Genomic DNA, 20,416 nt, shown 5'->3' with positions numbered 1-20,416 from the left:
CGTGGTGGGTCAAAAGCCCAAATGATCTGATCGATCGACTTAACGCTCGCAAATGCGAAGCGTGCAGCGATTCGACGGGACCATTCGAGATGCATCATCTCCGCCGCCTAGGTGACCTGCGAAGCGGATCGCTGACGGTCTGGAAACGGTCCGGTTGGCGGCGCAAGACCATTGTCCTGTGCCCGTCATGCCGTGCAGCCGTCTCTGGTCGAGAGCATGCGCGTACGGAAAGCCGTGTGCATTGAAAGGTGCCCGCACGGTTTGGGGGGAGGCGTAGGGATATCCTCTTCGAGGTGTCCCGCGCCTACCCTACCGAGACGCTGCGCGGCTCGCTTCACGAGAGCCCGGTGCGGCGACAGCCGCACGCGCTAATCGGACAAGGAGCAACCACCTGAGCTCGGACGTCTGAAGTATTGGAAAAATGGCTTCTTCATTTCGTTCTTGCCCACCCTAGCACCTCGCCAAGCTGAAAATTCAGCCTTCGAAGAACCACGAGATCCCACGATCCCGAATCCCAGTCGTGTGTTAGCGATGGGGAACGTCTGCGGGACTAAACGATTCGTCTCAGCGTGGGAGAACCTTTCAATGCTGATGACCAAGCAGAGACGGCCGGCGATCCGCACCCTGCGCGGTTGGGCGATCAACGTGCTGAACGAAGCCGGCGCCATCCGCGAATGCCAGGAGCACGGTTGGATGCAAGACCGCGCCGATCCGCATGCACGAGAGCGCGCCTTCGATATCGCCCGTCAGGACCCGCCAGCAGACGTCTCCCCTCAAGCAGCGGAGGCCGCAATTCGCGACGTGCTGGACTCGATTGGTGATAGCTGCCCAGAATGCGCCCCTGACGAGGAGGACCGACGCTAAACATCGACGCCAGCCCGTCTCCTATTCAGCGGCCTAGCCGTTTCTCCACACGCTTGCGCGCGTTGCCGACCTTTTTGACAGCCTTTTTCACCGCCGGTGCCGACCTTCCGGTCTTCTTCGCCTCATACCGAACTTCGTAGTCCTGCCCACGGGCCACCTGTGCCCGGTCCTGCTTTCGTCCGCGGGACGTCTTCGATTTCTTCGCTGCCGCCATGGATACCTCCTGTTTGTGGCGTCGAGGCAACGCAACAAGGATTCGCCGGTTCCGGAACGATTCGAACTGTGCCAATTTGAATCGGCTGTAGCGTGGAGTTCTTCAGTGGCGTTTCAGCGTACAAAGCCGGAGGCTATCGGCGTCAAGGCGCCTCTCCCCGGCTTCATCGAGCCGGCCCTGGCCACCTCGACCGAGAAGGTGCCGTCCGGAGAGCGCTGGATTCACGAAATCAAGTTCGACGGCTACCGTGTTCAGGTCCATCTGGCCAACGAGACGGCGAAGATCTTCACCCGGCGCGGCCACGATTGGACGCATCGCTTCAAGAAGGTCGCTCATGATGCCTGGCGGATCAAGGCGAACTCGGCGGTGGTGGACGGCGAGATCGTGGTACCCGCCGCCGACGGCACGACCGACTTCTCGGTTCTGCAGAACGAACTCAAGGGCAAGTCGAAGAGCATCGTGCTCGTCGCGTTCGATCTGCTCTATCTGAACGGCCGGGATATCCGGAAGCTACCGCTCCTTCAGCGCAAAGCCGAACTCAAGAAGATCCTGAGCGGCACCGACATCCAGTTCAGCGAAAGTTTCGAGATAGACGGCCGCGAGATGTTCGCGCACGCCTGCAAGCTCGGCCTCGAAGGCGTCGTCTCGAAGGTCCGGGGCAGCGCCTATCCAGCGGGACGCACGAATGATTGGGTCAAAAAGACCTGCGTACAGCGTGAGACACTGACCATTGCCGGCTTCGCACTCGATGGGACGAAATGGGACGGCATCTACGTCGGCCGGCGCAAGGGCGACGATCTGGTCTACGCCGGCAAAGTCGACCACGGCTTCGACAAGGTCTCGGCCGCCGATCTGCAGAAACGTCTTAAACCCCTCATTCGAAAGACCCAGCCATATACCAAGCGCATCGGTCACAAGGGCATCTGGGTGGAACCCAAGCTTCTGGCCGAGATCGAGTATCGCGCGAAGTCGGCCGAGGGAAAGGTTCGCCACCCCTTCTTCCGGGGCCTGCGGGAGGACCTGTGATGGATGCGTTCGATCGCTTCTGGCAGTGGTCGAACAAGCCCCCCGAAAGTCCGCTGACGATTCCGGCCGAGCTGCATCAAGCGGTCATGGAGCTCGCTCCCGAGGACCGAGGGGACCACACCACCGTGAACCGAGCCGCAGCGCGCGCACCAGACCCCGAACGATGATCGCTTGACGGCAACCCTTTGCCTTCCCTCGGTGCCGCCGAGCAAGAACTGCCAAGATACTAACTCCGCGCACGCTGCAGCGCAGCTTCCAATCGCTCCTTTTCCTTATTCCAACGATCGTCTTCGGTTTGCGATCTCTTCGCGAGAGCCTCAACCTCGGCCTGGATGGCGGCAGCCCGCTTCGCGTGCTCCTGCTCCGCCTTGTTCAGCGCAGCCTGCGCCTTGTCGACCGCCTGCTGACGGCGCTCACGTTCTCTCTGCCTGGCGGCCTCCTCCCTCGCCCGTTCACTCTCCCGGCGCCTCTCCTCCCGTTCGTAGGCAAGCGCAGCCTTCCGCTCGGCCGTCTTGTCGACGGGACGTGAGGAAGGCTTCTTCGCAATTTGGCCCTTCGATTTGCGCGGGGCGTTCGTCGATCTTCTGTCGCCGCCGAGATCGGAGGGCAGTTCGGCTTGCTCGCTGAAGGATCGGTTGGATCCGACCGGGCGCCTGAGAACGACGCCCGGCTTCTTCATGGCCGCAGCGATGACGTCCGGATCGTCGCTTTCCTTCGCCGCGCCCTGGTGGAAGAGATTGCTGTTGGCGCCCCAGGCTTCGAGGGCCGCTTTCATGGAAGGAGCGGCGATCGCCAGATCGAAGAAGCCCAGCGAAGTCTGAAAGGTTTTCAGTTTTCTCGCCATCGGTCTTATCCGCCCTCCTTAATCGAGCGTCAACGTCGCATGCCACGGAGTCTGCGGAACACGACGCGGCTCCGAAGCGTTCCCTAATCCTTGAAGGACGTCCATGCATTTCGCAACGTGCTCTTAAGGATTGGCCTCGAATGAGCCGGACGTCGACCCTGCCCAAGCGCCTGCAGCCGATGCTCGCTACGCTCACCGACGCGCCGTTCGACGATCCCGGCTGGGTTTTCGAGGACAAGTATGACGGCTTCCGGATGATCGCGGAAATCCGGCGAGGCAAGGTTGCGCTCTACAGCCGAAATGGCAAGATCATCAGCCGCAGCTATATCGAGGTTGCCAAAGCGCTGGAGGACGTGAAGGGCGATGCCGTGATCGACGGGGAGCTCGTCGCGATCGGAAAGGACGGCGTCTCGCATTTCCAGTTGCTTCAAAACGCGCTGCGCCATGAGGCGAAGCTCGTGTATTGCGCCTTCGATCTCATGTTTGAGAACGCAACAGACTTGCGCAAGCGGCCTCTTCTCGAGCGCAAGAAGCGGTTGAAGGCAATCCTGCCGCGCGACAAGCTGATCGCCTTCAGCCCTCACCGCAAAGGGGACGGTACGAAATTCTTCACCGAGGCCGAGCGGAAGGGTCTCGAAGGCATCATGGCAAAGCGCGCCGACAGTTCGTATGCGTCCGGAAGCCGGACCCCGGATTGGCTGAAAATCAAGACGGCAAAGCGACAGGAAGTGGTGATCGCTGGCTTCACGGCGCCCAGGCGCACCAGGCCGTACTTCGGCGCGCTGGTCCTCGCCGTGCGGGAAGACGACGCATGGCGCTACATCGGGCATGTCGGCACTGGCTTCAGCCACAAGGCCCTGGAAGACCTCCATGCCAAGCTCTCGAAGCTGAGGACCTCCAAGTCACCCTTTCCTGCCAAAGTGAAGGACGAGGCCGCCACGACCTGGGTCAGGCCCTCGCTGGTTGCCGAGGTCAAATTCGCGGAGTGGACAAGCAAGGGCGAACTGCGCCAGCCGGTCTATCTCGGGCTCAGGTCCGACAAGCGGGCCAAGGATGTCGTGCGCGAGCGAGAACGTTCGCGCAAATAGCGGTTCCGTGGGCGTAACCGGCCAACGGAACGAATTAATGCATTCGCCTCCTTCGCTGTGAATTCCGTAGTGGTGCGCTCAGTCGCCTCCAAGGTCGTGGATTTCCGGTCGCACGCCCTCACGCGTGACTTCGAGCGTCGCAAGGGTGATCGGCAGCTTGAAGCGCCGGTGTCCCGCGCTGCCGGGATTCAGATAAAGAACGCCACCGACCGTATCGATCTTCGGCACGTGGGAATGCCCGGAGACAATGACGTCGATGCCGGCGCAGGGATCGATCTGCAGCGTCTTCAGGTCGTGCAGCACGTAGATCGACTTTCCCGCCAAGCGCACGAGTTTTGTGTCGGGATATTGGTGGGCCCACTCGCCGCTGTCCACGTTTCCACGGATGGCGGTGACAGGCGCGATCTGGCGAAGCGCGTCGACGATCTCGGGGCGCCCGATATCGCCGGCATGGATGATGTGATCGACGCCCGTCAGGCCTCGTTCCGCCTCGGGCCTCAACAGCCCGTGCGTGTCCGAAATGATTCCAATCCTGAACATCATTTTCCGTCGCTCTCAGTCGCGATCGCCAAAAGACGATCGAGAAGTTCGACCTGCCCGGACAGTATCTTGGTCCGCGCGAACTCGATATCAAACCATTCCGCGCGGTCGACTTCGGGAAAGCTCTGCCGTCGACCACTTCGTGGCGGCCATTCGATATCGAAGGTATTGCTAGTCAGCGCCGCCGGGTCAAAACGGCCTTCTCCGGCGAATGCAATAACGCGCTTCCCTCCTCGCTGTCGGACCTCCTCCAGCGCCCGAAGTGGACCAATCGAAGCACTCGGGCCGAGTTCTTCGGCAAACTCGCGCCGCGCGACCTGCTCGGGAGCATCCGCGCCATCGATTTCGCCCTTAGGAATGGACCAAGCGCCATTATCCTTCTTGCGCCAGAACGGACCGCCGGGATGAACGAGCAGAACCTCGAGCCCGCGAGCGCCCTTGCGGTATGCGAGAATGCCCGCACTCAACATCGATCTTCTGGAAGTCTTTTTCGCCGCAGCCATATCGCTCCCCGCCGCGGACAACGAACTAACGGCCGTCTGGCATCACGGGACGCTTCACGACACGCTAGGCTGACTTGCGCTGCGGTCTGGCCGCCGGCTTCTTTGCTGCGGCTTCCTTCGCCGCTTTCTTGCCGGTGATCGGCATCAGCATTTCCTTCTGCCCAGCGGCCGCCTTGCGCGGCTTCTTGGCTGTCTTCTTCGGTGCCCCTGTCGGGCCCGCTGCGTCCCGCCCGATGCTCTTGCGCAACGCGTCCATCAGGTCCACGACGTTCTCGCCTCGCGGGCGAGCTTTCGCGGTGATGGGCTTGCCGGCCCGCTTCTGATTGATGAGCTCGATAAGCGCGGTTTCGTACTGGTCTTCGAACTTGTCCGGCTCGAAGTGGCCCGCCTTCTGATTGACGATGTGCTTGGCGAGATCGAGCATGTCCTTGGTGACTTTGACGTCCTGGATGTCGTCGAAATACTCGTCCGCGGAACGAACTTCGTAGGGGTAGCGCAGCAGCGTACCCATCAGTCCCTTATCGAGCGGTTCGAGCGCGATGATGTGCTCGCGATTGGTCAGCACCACGCGGCCGATTGCGACCTTGTTCATCTCGCGGATGGTTTCCCGAATGACGGCGAAGGCATCATGCCCGACCTTGCCGTCGGGACGCAGGTAGTAGGCGCGAATGAGATATCGCGGATCGATCTCGCTGCGGTCGACGAACTCGTCGATCTCGATAGTTCGCGTCGATTCCAGCGCGACGTTCTCAAGCTCCTCCTTGGTCACCTCGATGAAGGTATCGGTATCAACCTTGTAGCCCTTGACGATGTCCTCGTTGTCGACCTCCTCGCCGGTGTCGGCGTCAACCTTGGCGTACTTGATCCGATGGCCGGTCTTTCGGTTCAGCTGGTTGAAGGAGACCTTTTCGGATTCCGAGGTGGCCGGATAGAGCGCGACTGGACAGGTGACGAGGGAAAGACGCAGGAAGCCTTTCCAATTAGCGCGGGGGGCCATGCCGGGGAACTCCGATACTGATGTCGGATTCAAGACGAACCAACCGGCTTGGTTCCGACATCGCGACCCGTCCCACGGGAGGATTTTTCTCAGCAGCTGCCCTAGTCGGACTCGACATTTGTTCTTGTTATGTTCTAATTCAGGCATGACCGACCGACCCGCGAGCTGGCGCATGCCGACCCCGAAGCAGATGGAAAAGCTGGCCGCTGAAGCCGTCCGTAGGCCGAGCCCCTCCTCTGCGGCTCCGGATGCGCCGCTTCCGGCCGGATACTGGGAATCGGTCCTCGAAGACCCTCGCGCCGGCACGACCGAGGCCCAAATGCGGCAGCGGCGTCTCTCCGAAATTCAGCGCCATGTGCTGCGTGTCTCCTGCCGCCGTTGCGAGCGGACCGTGGAAATCCAGACCGCCGATGCTGTCCGCTTGTATGGCGCCAACGCGCTCTGGAAAGACGTCGCACAGCGGCTGCTCGACAATATCTGCCAGCAGCGCACCGGCAGGCATGAAGAAGACGGGTGCTGGCCAGCGTTCGAGACGCCGTAGTCGCTCAGGATTTGCCGATCCGATCTCTTTGCGCCTGGATGTCCGGATGGCCCCGAAGTATCACCCTACGCCGCTGTCGGGCGGCGATCGCAAGGCTCTGGCGAAAGAGCTCGGCAAGGCACGCGCGATGGCCAACATCCTGGCTACCCAATCGGCGGAGATGCGGGCCAAAGGCGAGGCGATGATCCAGCAAGCCGATAGGCTGCTTTGCGAAAGCTGGAACGAGCGGATGTGGAGTGATGGCGAACCGATCGATCCGTCACCAACCATCGATCAGGCCGTGAACGGAGGCTTCTCCTGGCTGGAGATCAGGTGCTCGCGCTGCAAGACGCCGAGCGACGTGGACCTCGCGGCGATGAAGCACCCGCCGACCACCTTCGTGCACGATCTCGCTAGCCGGCTGCGGTGCAGCAAATGCGCCAAGGCAGGCCGGCGTCCATCCGCGACTCTGCTACAGTTGACATGGCAGCCGCGCCATCCTCGAACCGAATCCTGACCGATGTGCAATCTCTATTCGATCACGACCAACCAAGCCGCGATCAGCGCGCTGTTCCGCGTTGTGAACCGATACGTTGGAAATCTGGCGCCGATGCCGGGAGTTTTTCCCGACTACAAAGCACCGATCGTGCGGAACGGAGCCGAGGGCCGCGAGCTCGCTACGGCGCGATGGGGAATGCCGTCGTCGTCAAAGGCGCTGATGGATGCCACGAAGAAGCGAGCCGAGAAACTGCAGGCCAAGGGCAAGGCAGTGGATTTCAAGGAACTGCTGCGGATGGAGCCGGACGGCGGCACGACAAATATCCGCAACGTGAAGAGCAAGCACTGGACGAGATGGCTAGGAGCCGAAAATCGCTGCGTGGTGCCGTTCAACTCCTTCAGCGAATTCAATAAGGCAGAAGGCGGCGATATCTGGTTTGCGCTCGACGAGACCCGCCCCCTCGCCTGCTTCGCCGGCATCTGGACCAACTGGACGTCGGTCCGGAAGGTCAAGGAAGGCGAGACCACCAATGACCTCTTCGCGTTCCTCACGACGGAGCCGAACGCCGAGGTCGGCGCCATCCACCCCAAAGCAATGCCGGTGATTCTCACGACGGCTGACGAGGTCGATACCTGGATGACCGCCTCTCCAGACGCAGCTCTGAAGCTGCAACGGACGCTTCCGGACGCAACGCTCCGGGTCGTGGCCCGCGGCGTTAAAGAAGACCTGCCCGGGTCTGCGGCGTGACAGGAAAAACCGACGACCTAGCCAGGCACCGTCAGCGGAACGATAGACAAAATTAGCGTCACCGGCCCTACCAACCGGCTCGTCCATCTCTATCAGTTAGGGATGGGAATTAGCGTCATCCGAGCAAGTAGACGGCGTTCCGTTCGCGCGGATGCAGGTGCGATAGAGCCACGGCTCGACGTAACTGCCCTTCCAGATTCCGCGGCCGGCTCGCTCGGCATCACGCTGAGCGGCGCCATATCTGCCTTTCGAGTATCGAGGCCAATCCAGCGCAAGCCCGTTAAGCACAAGCCATTCGGCAAGGTCCGCGCCACCGGCCGAACAGGCGGCGACCGTGCGGCCATATTGGTCGAGGTTGACCGGAGCGCACTTGACGGGGCGCCGCGCGATGAGGGCGTCTAGCCTATTCGCAGCCTGCGCACCGCAACGATATTGCAGACTGTCTTCGCCGCGGCACAGCTGGCTGCTCTCGGGAGCGTCGATCCCCCACAGCCGGATCCGCGTTCCGTGAATTTCCAACGTATCGCCGTCAATCACGCTAGCCAGCCCTTCAAAGTCATCGGCTATCACTGCGCCCGGTAGAAGCGCGAGCATGAATGCAACAGAAATTCGGCGCACTCGACTATCCATGAAGCTTGTTGCGCAGCTCTTGTAGCGCCCATTCCTTCAGCGCCGCTGGTTCCTTCAACTTAAACACCCCTTTTTCAGATCGTCGCATCCCTAAGAACCGAAGGATACGAACAAGAACATATCGTCGAGCTTCAATTTGCCGGTGCAATTTGCTCTTCGGGTCAAACTGGAGCCCGGCGGAAAATTGAAATTTCTCGTCCCCAAAGGGGAGCCGGCTCAGGAACACGACGAGACTGAGGCATTGCATGGCATAGATCAGCGTACGCACTGAAGCGTCCGTCACGCGCCCTAGAAACCCTGGCCACGGCTCTTTCTCGTGGTCGACGGCAAGCATGATCATTGCGGCGCTGACATAGCTGGGGTGTACCGTCGATGACAGAAACTTTCCTTCCTCCCTCCTGAAGGTCTCATATTCCGTCCACCAAGTCTGAGCTTGTTCCTTCAGCGGCAAGGCCTCCAAGATCGCCCTTCTCGCCCTGCCTCGCTGAACGTGGTTGCGCCAGAATTTCTCGGGCTCTTGCTCCTTTTGGAATTCGGCTCGCAGATCTGGCCGCACGATCAGTAAAGCCATGACGTCCGAATATTCTGCCAAGGAGCGAGCCAAGATTTTTGCCGCCACGTCATGACCAAGGCACGCTTGATGGCGAACCGATAGAGCGAGCGAACATAAGGCGGACGCCAAATGGGCGTAAGCGAAATCTTCTCGTTTGAGATCGCCATTGCGGGAAAGCAGAACGGCGGAAAGATCTGCAAGCCAAGCAACAAATTCGTCGTAAAGCTCCAAGTGATTTTGGAATGCAACCGACGTAAGCTTATCGTTGAGAAGGATCGAGTGACCTGCAAGAATGGCGACCACTCCACGCTTTGGCTTTCGGACCCTAGTTGCCTTCCAAGAGCTCGCTATTAGAGACTTTGCTGTTTCCGCCACTGACCTTCATTCCTCCTGCAAGGCCCGCCAGACACGCAATCGCCAATCGCGGCGAGGCGCTGTCCGCCGCCTTGCCCGGCGAAGAATTCAACTGTCGCAGCAATTCTGCGTCATTTTTGTGCGCGGCTTTAGCGTTAGCGGGCAACTGCAACTACCCCCATTCAGGACTCCACCACGTCTTCAAGATCGAGCCAATCATCCGGCCGCGGGTCATCATCGAATCGCAGCGAGGAAACGTCGAGGGGCGCGGTCGGATTCCTCTCCTCCGCATCGTCCGGTGCGGGGAGGTGTTTCACTGCGAACGTCACAGTGCGGCCAGACTCCAGAACCGCCCGGATCACCTTCGCAAGTTCCGTCGATTGCGGAATAGTCGTGCCAACCCAAGAATTTGCGACCAGCTCGATAAATTCGGTGTTTGACAGCTTCCTTCCGACATTGCCGAAGCTAACTACATTGCCGCCTTGCGGGCCTTTGAGCCGGCCGTTCGCGTGCAAGCACTTCCAAAGGTCGAGCGGCAGATAGATGCCGGAGAACAGGCCCTTGTCATCTGGATTGAAGACAACGCGCGAGCAGAATTTCAAGAAAAATGGATTGGTGCAAAGGCGGAAGCCTTCCGGCGCATGATCCGGAGCACATTGGGCAAGCTCGGTCAAAAGCGCGTCCATTCGTTCGATTTCCTTGGCGAACTGGTCACCATCCCGCCAGCGGAACTCTGCCTCGTCGCCGATTTTCGCCATCGCCTTGTACTGCACAAGCACGAAAGCGCGATAGAATTCGTTGTAGTAGATGAGATCCGCCCCTGTCTGCTCTTCGAGCGGCAGCCGATTTGCCATGAGCACGGTAAGCTTTAGCCTGCGATCCTGTGGATTCTCGAAGGTCATCGCGGCCACACTGGTAGCTTCGCCCACCGCTTCGAAGCCCGGCACCGACGTGAAATCCTTGATGATCATTACGTCCTCTCGGACCCGTGCCGCGGGTAGCCCTTCAAGGAACGAGGCCGGTTTATCAGGCGTCGGCGACCAAGAAAGAATTTCCTCTCGCGGCATTCCAGCGATATCGAGCGCAAGACCCAGAGATTCTTTTTGGATCGCGAGGTTCGTTCGCTCTTTATGCGTAAAGCGGCGGATGGCCTCGGCGCGACGCTCTGAGAACCGAGCAAGGCGCGACGCAAGACTCGCATCCAATTGCGTCAGAGCGTCCACTACAGCCCGGAAGGTCTTCGGCGGAATTAACCCGCCGCTGTTGAGCACGCGGCGAAGCGGTGAGCGAAATCGCGGGGGAACAAGCCCTACCAAATCCTCGATGGGAAGAGGCCGATCGAACCTTTGAAAGTCCGTCATATTGAGCCGGACCAGACCCGTGCCGGCCGATGCGCCCTTTCGACCATTCGCAATATGCGTGATTGCCCCGTCGCGGAAGCTCGCCAGAACGACGAGAGCGGCATTGCGACCGTGCGAAAACCGGTCGACCGGCTCTGCCGCCGTGGCGCCGGGGAAGTATCGGTTCTCTTCCGCGCGGTCGAGAATGATCTCACGGCGTGCTTCGGGAACATGAAGGACATAAGCAGAAGCGGCAGCCATTGCGATCCTTCTCTGGGTAGCACACAGGGCGGCGATGCAATCCTTGTTAGATAGGTTCCATCATTGAGAATTAGAAGGGAACTGCGGGGCTGGACGACGGCTGTTTTTGCGGGGAAAGCGTACGCTCAAACAAACAACACCCGCAGGAGCATCAGCATTCCTGGCGCAACGAACGAGCTGCCGAACCATTTTTCACGCCGGAAACCTCTCAATATGGCAAAGGATTCCGTCTGACCGGCCCGGCTTCGGACGACAATTCCGCGGTTACCTCCAAGGCCCGGTATGCGACACGCCGTCCGGGAATTGTCGAAACATCAGAACGAGCGTCGCTGAAGTCTCCTTCGCGAAAAAGCCGCGGGCGTCGACCTCACGTCTCAACTTCATATCGGACGTGGGTATGAGGATGATCGAGCCAAGCTCTTGAGGAAGCTTTCTCGGATCTGTTTCGAGTTGCGCCGGAGAGTCTTGCGCGGGGTTCGGCAAGAAATGCCCCGGAGGGATCATCTGGCGGCCTCCGCTCTCGATGAAGCTTTTGATGGTCAGCGCAGGGACCGCTTTGACGAGTTCGTATTCAAATCTGAAAACTCCAGGGACACGCGTGCGCGCAAATTGGACATCCATTCGGTACGTCGGACCTGTTCGGGGAGGATGCGGTTCAACGTCAACCACCGTGCCAAGCTCATCGGCTGCGATATCGAAGCTATAACGAACGTTGGTTTGCGGGCGAAAGCGAACAACGTCTCCGACGCGAAATCTCCGCAACCTTACTCCCGCGCCCTCTCCGTTTTCCTCCACCAGGAGCACGCCGGCGGATTCCAGAGCTCGTCTCACCGCCAGCAGCGTACCGGGATCCCCCTGAAATTTTCCGGTTTCAAAGTTCGAAAGCGTGTTGCGATGGATACCGGACGCCGAGGCGAGATCATCCAATGACCAGTTCAGAAGTGCCCGCCCTGTCCGCGATTGTTCGGGGCGCATACTAGCCTCCAGCTTGTGAAATCATCACTTGTGACTTTATCACAATGAAGCGGATGTTTAAACAGCCCAAAGGAAGTCATATCCACATGACTACTTGACATATCAGGATAACCTGTCATCATTTGAATATGACCAGCAGGACGTGGCGCATCGTCCATGAGCTATGAGGAATTCCTGCGTCAACTCGGAAAGGCGGGGCTGACCGTGAGGGAGTTCGCCAAGCTCGTCCGTATGAACCGGATCTCGATCTCCAATAATGCCAAGAGTGGTGAAGTGCCGTCCCACTTGGCCGTGATTGCCTCCCTTATGGGAGAGATGGCGGAAAAAGGGGTCGATTACCGGGAAGTGCTTTCCAGAATTGATATCGAGCCCAGAAAGGCGCGCGGCGTGGCGGCCACAGGGAAATTCGGTGGGGACCGCCAAGAGGATATGTTCCCGGCTAGGTCTGGCGCCTCCGCCACAAAGCCTAGCCAAGAATAAGAGAACATAGTAAGAACAACGGATGCGGCAGGGGAAAACGATGAGCTCGACGAAGGCGCCTGTCATCGCGTTGCGGGGGTCCGGAGGACCGAAATCCCTAGCTGGCAGTGTCATCAAACCGGCGTTCTCGGTGGTAGATCTGTTCAGTGGTGCCGGCGGCTTCTCCGAGGGCTTTCGGCAAGCGGGCTTTGAGATTCTTGCCGGTGCCGACAATGACCCAGACGCGCTTGCGACCTACGCCCTCAACTTTCCAGATGCCGAAATCATTCTCGGCAACATCTGCGCTCCAGACATAAAGGAGCGCACGCTTTCAGCCGCCCGCTCTGCGACCGTGCTTGTGGGCGGCCCTCCTTGCCAAGCGTTTTCGCAGGTGCGCAACCATTCGCGCGTCATCGATGATCCGCGGAATGCACTCTACCGGGAATTCGTAGAGACACTTCGTGAAGCCCTCCCCCTTGCTTTTGTGATGGAGAACGTCACGGGCATGGACCAGATGGGCGTCCGCGAACAGATTCGCGCAGACCTTTCGCTCGACGGTGAATATGAAATCGTCGCCCAAGTAGTGGACGCCGCTGATTTCGGGGTTCCTCAGACGCGCAAGCGACTCCTGTTCGTCGGCGTTCGCCGCGGAACGGGCATGTCACCACCAGTCCTGGCTGGATCGGGGGCTGCGGATTCCATTGCGCTCGCGAGGTTCACCGGCTCCCGCCGGCCCCGCTATCAGCTAACAGTCCAGCAACACATCCTCAGTCTCCGGATTGGCGAGGCTTTGCAAGATGCGGAAAACCTGATCGCTGTTTCGGCAATGCAGGCAATTTCCGATCTCGCGGCGCTGCCTGTCGGAAACCGGAACGACGAGATGTCTTGGGAGGAGCTGGCCGGCCCCACCAGCGCATACCAGCGTCTGATGCGCACCGGTGCCGGCAATGTGCTCACCAATGTGCAAGTGCCACGAATCAACAAGGACACGAAGCTGCGCCTCAAAGGCATCCCTCAGGGCGGGAATCACCGGGATCTGGAGGAGCGGCTGCTAGAGCGCTTCCTGACCGGACAACGCTGGGGACAAGACAACGGAACGGGCCGCCTGTCGCGGAAGCACTTCTACGCATACCGGCGCCTCCACCCCTCAATTTGGGCATGGACACTCAACACAAAAGCCGACTCGGTTTACCACTACCAAGCGGCTCGAGCTCTTTCCGTTCGTGAATTCGCTAGATTGCAGTCGTTTCCCGATCGTTTTGTGTTCACGACCGACTCCCGGCGGGGGCCGATCGAGGGGCGCCACGACGGCGGCCCGGCTCACTCCCGCTACCGCCAGGTGGGCAATGCAGTGCCGCCACTGCTAGCCAAAAGCGTGGCGCAACTGCTAATGGCTGAGCTTAATACCTACCGCGAACGGGAGGAGGTTCGCGCCAGAACGGGGTGAGGGAATGACTGACGAGCCGGGCCTGCTGCAGGATGCAGACGCCATAGAGCGCGCGTTCGGCGCCGAAAACAGAAACCGGCTTATTGATCTCTACTTTCAGAACCCGGACCGCGAAGAGATCAGCCCTGCGACCGCATGGCGGCACGTCTACCGGCTCTTGCTGTGGTCTGACCCCACCACGGGCCTCGCTCATTGCTACGAGAGCGACAAGTCGCAGCCGGGAAAGGCTTGGTATTCGCGTTCTCTTGCCTTTCACGACTGGACTTGCACTGAGCTAGGGACTGCGCCTGCCGGCTTGGCCCAAGAGATCGATTGGCTTTTCATCAAGGCGTGCGCAGATCTTGCATCCGCGATGCTCAGGCGGGAGGCGCGTTTAACTCAGGCCGCTGGCAAGCAGCGTGATGGATATGAAGGACGTGGCTTCCCCGAGCCCGGCGCAGATCCGGAACTTGCTGCCATCATCCGCAGCGCGATCGCCGGCTACCTTGCCAAGGATCCTCCTGAAGAGGTTTGGCACGAAGTCACTCAGAAAGTGCGGCAATACCTGGCGGTGCAGAATAAGCGCAAAAACCTCGTGGGTGAAGGCTTTGAGGACGTTCTGGCCCAGACAGTGCGCCGCGCCTGCAAGGTGCCGCAGGACCAAGTCTTCACCCGAAGTCTGCTCTACGAAATTCCAGGATTCAACAGAGCCAAGTCCGGCGGAAAAGAAAACAAGGTCGATGTCGCCATCGTGCGGCCGTCGATGCGAACGATCGTGACCGCCAAATGGAGCGTCCGCGCCGACCGGGAGAAACAATTTCCGACAGAGTATGAGGAATACTGCAACGCTGAATCCGCGAACCAAAAGTTCCAGTATGTTTTTGTGACGAACGAATTTGACCCAGCGCGGTTGATGAGGGCGTGCGAAGTGCTCTTCCGCAATAATCTCATGTTCGATCACGTCGTCCACATCAATACTGATGGAATCCGGGCTGCCTATGGAGAATTGCCGGCAGACGGCGGCCGCGCAACGGACTCGCGCAGACGTGTGATCGAGCATATCGATAGCGGTCGTCTAATTAGCTTAGAGCGGTGGCTCAGCACTCTCTCGAACCAATAAAGAGCAACTACACTAGGTTTGCATGGACAAGCTGGATTCTAAACGCCGCAGCGCCAACATGCGGGCCATTCGCGCAAAAAATACGAAGCCGGAGCTTGTCGTGCGGCGCGCCCTGCGCCTAGCCGGATTTACCGGTTATCGGCTACATCGGCGCGATTTGCCCGGAAAACCCGATATTGCCTTCATTGGAAGAAAAAAGGCGATCCTCGTTCATGGATGTTTCTGGCATGGACATGATTGCCGCGAGGGCCTACGCCGGCCAAAAGCGCGGCAGGAATATTGGCTGCCAAAGATTTCCGGCAATCAGATGCGTGACGAGCGCCACCAGACAAATCTAATCTCGCAAGGCTGGAGCGTGCTTGTGGTTTGGGAGTGCGAGACCTCCCATCCTGCGCTCGCGCAACGTCTAGCGGCTTTCGTCGGCTCAGGTTCCCGAGATTAACGAGCAGGCTATGCGGGTAAAGCCAAAGACGGGTCCCCTCACCGCGGGCTAAGACTCGCTCTCCTCGGCGTACGTGGGCAGAAGAGGTTTGATCATTTTAAGGCTCCAGAATGGATCAATGAAAGGGCAGTCGTAGCAGGGGCCCAAATTCTCTATCTTTGCATTGTCGAAGAATCCGCGAGCAGCTTTGTGCGAACTCTCGGGAATGATGAGGAAGGCCACATCATCCTCAGAAAATTTGAAGTGGCCGATCTTGCGCCATTCCCGTTCCCACTCGAAGAAATAGGTACTATTTCCGTACTTGCCCGGAGCGTCTACAAACGGGGTAATTGTCCAAATTGGATGGTCAGGATCTTTTTTTGCCCCCTTCGCTATCTTTTTCAGCGCTGCCGTTACGTCATGGTCTTTATACGCATACATGATCGGATTGGCGCCTCTATGAATTACGAAATCCTTCCTGAACACGACGCCATATTCGGAACGGGCTTCTGCTAATCGCCTTAAGCGATGCAGTGGTATCTCGCTAAAACAGACGACACGCTGCGATTTTGGGTCCGGCGCTTTTTCCCGCACCAAGCCAAATGGGTTTTTCGCCTTGATGACGCGGCTTGCCAAGATGCTCAGCACGTTCTCGTAAGCGCTCTTCTGCTCATAGTCCCTTGCGAAGTGGACAACGTAGTCAGACATATCCGTCCAGCTGGACTTATTCTCTCCGAAGAACGGGGACGTCATGCGCTGATCCAATGTCCTTGTGGCCAAAATTCAGTAGTAACGCCAACGCACGGAATCGTGCGGCTTCAGCTTTAGGCACCAAAAAGCCCTTCTTGCAGCAACTGGCGCGCGTCTGCTATCCGCAATATCGACCTGTTTGGGAAGCGTTTTTGTTTTTCCGGCACAGATCAAAGCGAAGCACCGTTAAGGTAGAAGTTGTTTGACGGGAGCTCGTTGAAACTGACTTTTATGCCGGGCTCGTCAACGAGCATCCGAATTGTGAGGGCGCTACGATCGTCAGCGCCGCCTGTCGTCGGAAGACCTTGGCCTCCCATAAACATGGCTTGCTGTTCGTAGTTAAGCTCTGCCCAAAACCCGTCGGTCGCAGCTACGACGGAGCTACCCTGCCTCGCCTGAACTTCGGCGACGTCGGGCAGCATGAATTCTCGAGCTCGAAAGCTGCGGGTCAACCGGTGCCTGGCGTGACTACGCGCGATCTCCGCGATCGGCATATCGTCAAAAGCATTGGCTAATGTATGAGGCCTGACGAGCCACTGGGGAGGGCGCTCTCCTGCTTGATGTCCCAGCAAACAATCACCTGCGTGAAGAACGAGTATCGGTCCATTTTCTGGTAGACTCACGATCACGTAACTGGCCGCATCCTGAGAAAAGCGCTTGGAAAGCGTCGCGTGAACTTTGCGTAATTGCGTGGTGAGCGCTTGTGCCGATATGACTTCATCGGTGGTGACGTACCAATCGACGACCTCACAAACGAACTGGCGAGCAAGCTCTCCGCTGTTAGGTCCTGAGGTCGAACCGTCCAGGACGAGACAAAGCACCCCGTCGGCGCGCACGCCGGCTCCCCCATAATCTCGGTTGTCGTCGGTCTTCGTTCCTTGCTGACTGCGCCAGTTTAGCAGCAGTTCCATTTTAGCTTCCGCTATCGCTTTGGCTGATTGCCAGGAAGCGTTCTCGCACAAGGTCGACCCGACCTTCTGGCCCCTTGATGTTACCTGCCAGAAAATGTTCGAAATCATCGTGCTTCAGCAAAGCTTTAAATTGCTCTGCAATGTAGCCGCGAACGTCTTTGTCTGCGGCTTTAATCTCAGCAACGAGTTCCTCCCGGCCATCGACGACAAGAAGAATGTCTTCCATGTCGCGGCTTCCTAAAAGGTCATTATTCCCGCGGCCGAGATACGCCTCGAGCTTTGTCGCTACGAACAATTCTGGTGTGAGGCATTTGATGGTGATGGTGTCGGTCAGAACATGATTGACCGCTGTTGCAATGCCCTTGGCGTACCAACGATTGCTAAAACCCAGGATACTTTCATCGTCGGGCATGAAGTCGACCTTGAGGTCGCCGAGCCGCATCCGGCAAATTACATCATCCTCTGCAGATTCTGCGAATCCCTTTTGTCGAAGTTGCTCTTGCAGTTGCGCCCACTCCGCGCGCCCCACAAGATCAACAATCAGATCCACGTCGTCTGTTGCTCGCACGCCTTCGAGGGTAATCTCATCGGTAATGAAAAGGGCGGTCGTGCATCCACCAACAAAGACGAGCCGCTCGCGCAAATCGTCGCCAAGCGCCGTGGCGACGGTTTCCAACATGACAAGGAGTTGGCCTTTAACGCTGGTCATTTTTTCAAAAGCCTTTCTGACATGCGTTCGACGGCGAGCCCTGCTTCTCTCTGGTTTCCAATTCGAATGGCATCAACAAGGGCTAGATATTCATACAGACGGGCATCTTTCTGGGTGGCTTCCGGGACGCTCTTGAAAAGAGGATCTAGCGATTGTCCCTTGACTTTACCGTTGGCGAACGGCCAGACGTAAATATACTCGCCCGCGCTGACCAATAGGCCTTTTAACGGCGCCGCAGCGAAAGCCGTAGGAACGCCTCGTGTCATGGCGCCGGGCATCGCAGGAAACACAAACTTCAATCCATGGACAATGAAGTTGTAGAGGTTGCGGCGGTTGGGTTTTGGCCTTCCGGAATTCCGATCCTTAATTGCAAGACCAGACGAGACACTCCGGTTGATCGAGGCATTGACTTCCGTCTTGCTTATTCCGAGTGAGGCTCCTAAGCCGCGAGCAGAAAAGGGATCGTCGTGGTGGGCATCCAACCCCGAATGCACACCCCTCTCCGGCTCTCCAAGCTCAAGGCTCGCAAGCTTGAGCAAGATGACGATATCTTGGCTTTTCATCCGCTACGTGCCGTCCTCTGTCCTAGGACTGCGGACAGTAAGCCACAAGGCTGGCGATGCTGTCAAACAATCGTTCTAACCAAAGAAGGCCCCTTGAACCCGATTATTAATTATTTTCAATGGCTTATATCTTTGTAACCGTTTCAGCAGGAAGTTGTCCTAGCCCTGAAGCCGGTCTGATTGAGCGTCAACCGACCACGCGGCCAGGAGAAGAGACAGCATGCCACGGACGGCAGGACAGATCCGGCCAGCAGTGGCTAGCCAAGACATCACCGTGGCATGGGCTCGCCAACCTCGATACTCAAGATCATCATCGATGGGGCGTCGCCCGCGGGGTCCACAAGTGGTGCGCGTAACTGACAGCTAGAGGAAAGCAGTGGGGAACAGGTATGACGCCGACGATCGACTCTCTTCAGTTGCATAAACTTCGAGACGCGCTGACTGAGCCCGTTGCCGACACGCTGGTCGCACCCAGTGAATTCAATGCCGTGCTAAATGCGCGGGGCCTTTACCACACGACCCAGTTTGTCTTGCGCCTTAGCCCGCGAATTCATGAACTGGTCGATGCGATAACTGTCGGCGAAACCGATGGGTATGATCCCGACGAATTGCTTTCAGCGTACTCGACCTACCTACACGAGACGATACATTGGTGGCAACATGTTGGTTCGACTGCGGGCCTGATACTTAGCCTCTGCTACCCAGCCCAGTGCGTCGCCAACATGGAACATCTGCGCGACGTCGTTAAGCTGATCGGGCCTAAAAAGTCCGTGAAGACATGGGCCGAGAACGAGCTCCGTGCAGGAACGCCTGCTTCTGACGAGGCGCTCATTGAGGCAAACCGCGCAGTCAACAACACCATCGACACCGAGTTCTACAAAGTGTTGACCGTGACGCCCCTAAACGCAGCGCAACTTTTTCAAGATCCCTATTTTGAATGCGTCGGCCATTCGTATGGCGTAGCTTATGCAAACACCCTTCATGCCCTAATTGACTCATGCGGGTTCTCTCAGAGCTCGCTTCCGGATCCAGAAGAGTGGACAGAGCCACTCAATACACTGCGAGAAGCGCGTAAAGAAGGCTTCTATCACGGGTCGCCAATCCGGCGAGCCCGCGTCGGACTGCTAGATATCTTCGAAGGTCAGGCGCGCTTCAACCAGCTCCAGTTTCTTCACACGGTCGGCGGTCCGGCCGACTGCGAGTACTATCGCAATGCAGGCTACTTTAAAGGCGCTTATGTATCCGGTTTTGAGGAATTCCGGCGGTTGACTGGATTTGACTGGCCAACGTACATCGACGATCCGTTGGTTTCGTTGTTCCTACTAATCTGCGATCTTGCAATAAATCCAACGCGCGGATTCCCTTTTCCACTTGATGGACCCAACGACATCATTATCGATATCGACCCGGGCGCTCGATTCACCCGCCTCTGCGCGGCAGCTAAAGACAGCCCAGCGCTGGCGCGCGCGATACAGACCCGTAGTCTCGAAGACTACGTCAATGTAGCCGGAGAACTAACGTCTCGTTGCGGCTATGACCATCCGATGGCCGCACTCGAGACCATCGTCAATCTGATGGATGACGATGTCGGCGCGGCCGCGCTGATGCGCGAATGGAAAACCTTCCGCTTCTCGCGTAGCAACCAGCCGATTAGGGTGATGGTTTCCCATTTCCTTTCGTTTTGCCGTGACAAATACGAGCATCCCGAATTCTTTTGCTGGCCCGGCGCCTATGTTGGGGGGAGTAATGCCACCGACAAATATCGCGAACTTCTTATTCGGAATCTTTCCCTGTTCTCGGACCGCCCGGACGATGATGGCATCTTTCCACGGAAAGTACCTGGGCGAGATCAAGCTGCCGTGCAGGAGACGCTCAATGTCTTTTTCGGCTCGACGCTACTCTACCATCTAACACGACAATGGATTCTTGAGGACGGAGCGTTTTGCTACGATTTTCACTGGCTGACTGGTCGACGAGAAAATGACGACCTAGTCGCCTGGGCAAAGGCGATGTTCGAGGCTACATTTGGAGCTCATCCTGATGATTTTGAATTGGTAACCAGTAGTGCAACAAAGGATTCTCGTTCTTCAAAGTGAGTTGGC

At 58.2% G+C, this 20,416-nt stretch carries 26 protein-coding genes; 13 read left to right on the top strand and 13 right to left on the bottom strand.

Features of this window, described 5'->3' with window-relative positions; genetic code table 11:
* Positions 1-89: 89 nt before the first annotated feature.
* Together XH96_RS39795 and XH96_RS08235 are read left to right on the top strand one after the other, a co-directional pair.
* A complete protein-coding gene (locus tag XH96_RS39795) occupies positions 90-245 on the top strand; it encodes a hypothetical protein (RefSeq protein WP_371740011.1) in 156 nt (51 codons plus the stop codon).
* Positions 246-585: 340 nt separating this feature from the next.
* Entirely contained in the window at positions 586-864 is a 279-nt protein-coding gene (locus tag XH96_RS08235) for a hypothetical protein (protein ID WP_194392075.1), read from the top strand.
* A 25-nt stretch (positions 865-889) separates the two neighbouring features.
* On the opposite strand, the gene XH96_RS08230 is transcribed toward XH96_RS08235, so the two are convergent.
* Positions 890-1,078, bottom strand: a complete 189-nt coding sequence (locus XH96_RS08230) for a DUF3606 domain-containing protein (protein ID WP_194392073.1) — start codon at positions 1,076-1,078, stop codon at positions 890-892.
* 105 nt (positions 1,079-1,183) lie between these two features.
* Between XH96_RS08230 and ligD (XH96_RS08225) the strand changes: the two genes are divergently transcribed.
* Together ligD (XH96_RS08225) and XH96_RS08220 are read left to right on the top strand one after the other, a co-directional pair.
* The gene (gene ligD / locus XH96_RS08225; RefSeq protein WP_194394072.1) at positions 1,184-2,104 is read left to right on the top strand and encodes a non-homologous end-joining DNA ligase; all 921 of its coding nucleotides are present in this window, start codon (positions 1,184-1,186) and stop codon (positions 2,102-2,104) included.
* Complete coding sequence (locus tag XH96_RS08220) at positions 2,104-2,271, top strand: hypothetical protein (RefSeq protein WP_194392071.1); 168 nt, start codon at positions 2,104-2,106, stop codon at positions 2,269-2,271. Before ligD (XH96_RS08225) ends, XH96_RS08220 begins: the two co-directional genes overlap by 1 nt.
* Positions 2,272-2,330: 59 nt before the next feature.
* Here the strand turns inward: XH96_RS08220 and XH96_RS08215 are convergent, their stop codons facing one another.
* On the bottom strand, positions 2,331-2,948 hold the full coding sequence (locus tag XH96_RS08215) for a cell envelope biogenesis protein TolA (protein ID WP_194392069.1): 618 nt from the start codon (positions 2,946-2,948) through the stop codon (positions 2,331-2,333).
* 140 nt (positions 2,949-3,088) lie between these two features.
* Between XH96_RS08215 and ligD (XH96_RS08210) the strand changes: the two genes are divergently transcribed.
* Positions 3,089-4,036 (top strand): non-homologous end-joining DNA ligase, encoded by a 948-nt coding sequence (ligD, locus tag XH96_RS08210; RefSeq protein ID WP_194392067.1) that lies wholly within the window; start codon positions 3,089-3,091, stop codon positions 4,034-4,036.
* Between the two features lie 78 nt (positions 4,037-4,114).
* Here ligD (XH96_RS08210) and XH96_RS08205 read toward each other — a convergent pair whose 3' ends face one another.
* The 3 genes from XH96_RS08205 to XH96_RS08195 form a co-directional block, all read right to left on the bottom strand.
* The gene (locus tag XH96_RS08205) at positions 4,115-4,579 is read right to left on the bottom strand and encodes a metallophosphoesterase family protein (protein ID WP_194392065.1); all 465 of its coding nucleotides are present in this window, start codon (positions 4,577-4,579) and stop codon (positions 4,115-4,117) included.
* Positions 4,576-5,079, bottom strand: a complete 504-nt coding sequence (locus XH96_RS08200; RefSeq protein ID WP_194392063.1) for an NUDIX domain-containing protein — start codon at positions 5,077-5,079, stop codon at positions 4,576-4,578. Before XH96_RS08200 ends, XH96_RS08205 begins: the two co-directional genes overlap by 4 nt.
* A 64-nt stretch (positions 5,080-5,143) precedes the next feature.
* Positions 5,144-6,076: a Ku protein gene (locus XH96_RS08195; protein WP_194394071.1), complete on the bottom strand. Its 933-nt coding sequence runs from the start codon at positions 6,074-6,076 to the stop codon at positions 5,144-5,146.
* A 145-nt stretch (positions 6,077-6,221) separates the two neighbouring features.
* On the opposite strand from XH96_RS08195, the gene XH96_RS08190 reads away from it, so the two are divergent.
* Genes XH96_RS08190 through XH96_RS08180 form a run of 3 tightly spaced genes read left to right on the top strand, consistent with a single transcriptional unit; the run spans position 6,222 to position 7,842 of the window.
* Positions 6,222-6,617, top strand: a complete 396-nt coding sequence (locus XH96_RS08190) for a hypothetical protein (RefSeq protein WP_194392062.1) — start codon at positions 6,222-6,224, stop codon at positions 6,615-6,617.
* Positions 6,618-6,663: 46 nt separating this feature from the next.
* Positions 6,664-7,113: a hypothetical protein gene (locus tag XH96_RS08185; RefSeq protein WP_194394070.1), complete on the top strand. Its 450-nt coding sequence runs from the start codon at positions 6,664-6,666 to the stop codon at positions 7,111-7,113.
* A gap of 3 nt (positions 7,114-7,116) precedes the next feature.
* Positions 7,117-7,842 (top strand): SOS response-associated peptidase, encoded by a 726-nt coding sequence (locus tag XH96_RS08180; protein WP_194392060.1) that lies wholly within the window; start codon positions 7,117-7,119, stop codon positions 7,840-7,842.
* Positions 7,843-7,938: 96 nt separating this feature from the next.
* Here XH96_RS08180 and XH96_RS08175 read toward each other — a convergent pair whose 3' ends face one another.
* The 4 genes from XH96_RS08175 to XH96_RS08160 all read right to left on the bottom strand — a co-directional run bounded on the left by XH96_RS08175 (position 7,939) and on the right by XH96_RS08160 (position 11,955).
* Positions 7,939-8,436 carry a thermonuclease family protein gene (locus XH96_RS08175; protein WP_246790154.1) on the bottom strand — a complete coding sequence of 166 codons (498 nt, stop codon included), beginning with the start codon at positions 8,434-8,436 and terminating at the stop codon, positions 7,939-7,941.
* 28 nt (positions 8,437-8,464) lie between these two features.
* Complete coding sequence (locus XH96_RS08170) at positions 8,465-9,328, bottom strand: hypothetical protein (protein ID WP_194392056.1); 864 nt, start codon at positions 9,326-9,328, stop codon at positions 8,465-8,467.
* Positions 9,329-9,561: 233 nt separating this feature from the next.
* Positions 9,562-10,980 carry a hypothetical protein gene (locus tag XH96_RS08165; RefSeq protein WP_194392055.1) on the bottom strand — a complete coding sequence of 473 codons (1,419 nt, stop codon included), beginning with the start codon at positions 10,978-10,980 and terminating at the stop codon, positions 9,562-9,564.
* A 264-nt stretch (positions 10,981-11,244) separates the two neighbouring features.
* Positions 11,245-11,955, bottom strand: coding sequence for a helix-turn-helix transcriptional regulator (locus tag XH96_RS08160; protein WP_194392053.1), 711 nt, complete (start codon positions 11,953-11,955; stop codon positions 11,245-11,247).
* 156 nt (positions 11,956-12,111) lie between these two features.
* Here XH96_RS08160 and XH96_RS08155 point away from each other — a divergent pair, with 156 nt between their 5' ends.
* Genes XH96_RS08155 through XH96_RS08140 form a run of 4 tightly spaced genes read left to right on the top strand, consistent with a single transcriptional unit; the run spans position 12,112 to position 15,402 of the window.
* A complete protein-coding gene (locus tag XH96_RS08155; protein WP_194392052.1) occupies positions 12,112-12,435 on the top strand; it encodes an XRE family transcriptional regulator in 324 nt (107 codons plus the stop codon).
* Positions 12,436-12,475: 40 nt separating this feature from the next.
* Positions 12,476-13,861, top strand: a complete 1,386-nt coding sequence (locus tag XH96_RS08150) for a DNA cytosine methyltransferase (RefSeq protein ID WP_194392050.1) — start codon at positions 12,476-12,478, stop codon at positions 13,859-13,861.
* 4 nt (positions 13,862-13,865) lie between these two features.
* The gene (locus XH96_RS08145) at positions 13,866-14,960 is read left to right on the top strand and encodes a hypothetical protein (RefSeq protein ID WP_194392049.1); all 1,095 of its coding nucleotides are present in this window, start codon (positions 13,866-13,868) and stop codon (positions 14,958-14,960) included.
* 22 nt (positions 14,961-14,982) lie between these two features.
* A complete protein-coding gene (locus tag XH96_RS08140) occupies positions 14,983-15,402 on the top strand; it encodes a very short patch repair endonuclease (protein WP_194392047.1) in 420 nt (139 codons plus the stop codon).
* A gap of 48 nt (positions 15,403-15,450) precedes the next feature.
* Here the strand turns inward: XH96_RS08140 and XH96_RS08135 are convergent, their stop codons facing one another.
* The 4 genes from XH96_RS08135 to XH96_RS08120 form a co-directional block, all read right to left on the bottom strand.
* Entirely contained in the window at positions 15,451-16,134 is a 684-nt protein-coding gene (locus XH96_RS08135; RefSeq protein ID WP_194392045.1) for an abortive infection system antitoxin AbiGi family protein, read from the bottom strand.
* 167 nt (positions 16,135-16,301) lie between these two features.
* Positions 16,302-17,042 carry a protein phosphatase 2C domain-containing protein gene (locus XH96_RS08130; protein WP_194392043.1) on the bottom strand — a complete coding sequence of 247 codons (741 nt, stop codon included), beginning with the start codon at positions 17,040-17,042 and terminating at the stop codon, positions 16,302-16,304.
* Position 17,043: 1 nt separating this feature from the next.
* The gene (locus tag XH96_RS08125; protein ID WP_194392042.1) at positions 17,044-17,751 is read right to left on the bottom strand and encodes a hypothetical protein; all 708 of its coding nucleotides are present in this window, start codon (positions 17,749-17,751) and stop codon (positions 17,044-17,046) included.
* On the bottom strand, positions 17,748-18,314 hold the full coding sequence (locus XH96_RS08120; RefSeq protein ID WP_194392040.1) for a hypothetical protein: 567 nt from the start codon (positions 18,312-18,314) through the stop codon (positions 17,748-17,750). Before XH96_RS08120 ends, XH96_RS08125 begins: the two co-directional genes overlap by 4 nt.
* A gap of 389 nt (positions 18,315-18,703) precedes the next feature.
* Between XH96_RS08120 and XH96_RS08115 the strand changes: the two genes are divergently transcribed.
* Positions 18,704-20,410 carry a hypothetical protein gene (locus XH96_RS08115; protein ID WP_194392038.1) on the top strand — a complete coding sequence of 569 codons (1,707 nt, stop codon included), beginning with the start codon at positions 18,704-18,706 and terminating at the stop codon, positions 20,408-20,410.
* Positions 20,411-20,416 lie beyond the last annotated feature (6 nt).

Origin of the sequence: Bradyrhizobium sp. CCBAU 51765, from assembly GCF_015291725.1 — a bacterium.
Lineage (GTDB): Bacteria > Pseudomonadota > Alphaproteobacteria > Rhizobiales > Xanthobacteraceae > Bradyrhizobium > Bradyrhizobium liaoningense.
Note: the sequence above shows the minus strand (reverse complement) of the source record. Positions and strands in the feature narration are given on the sequence as shown.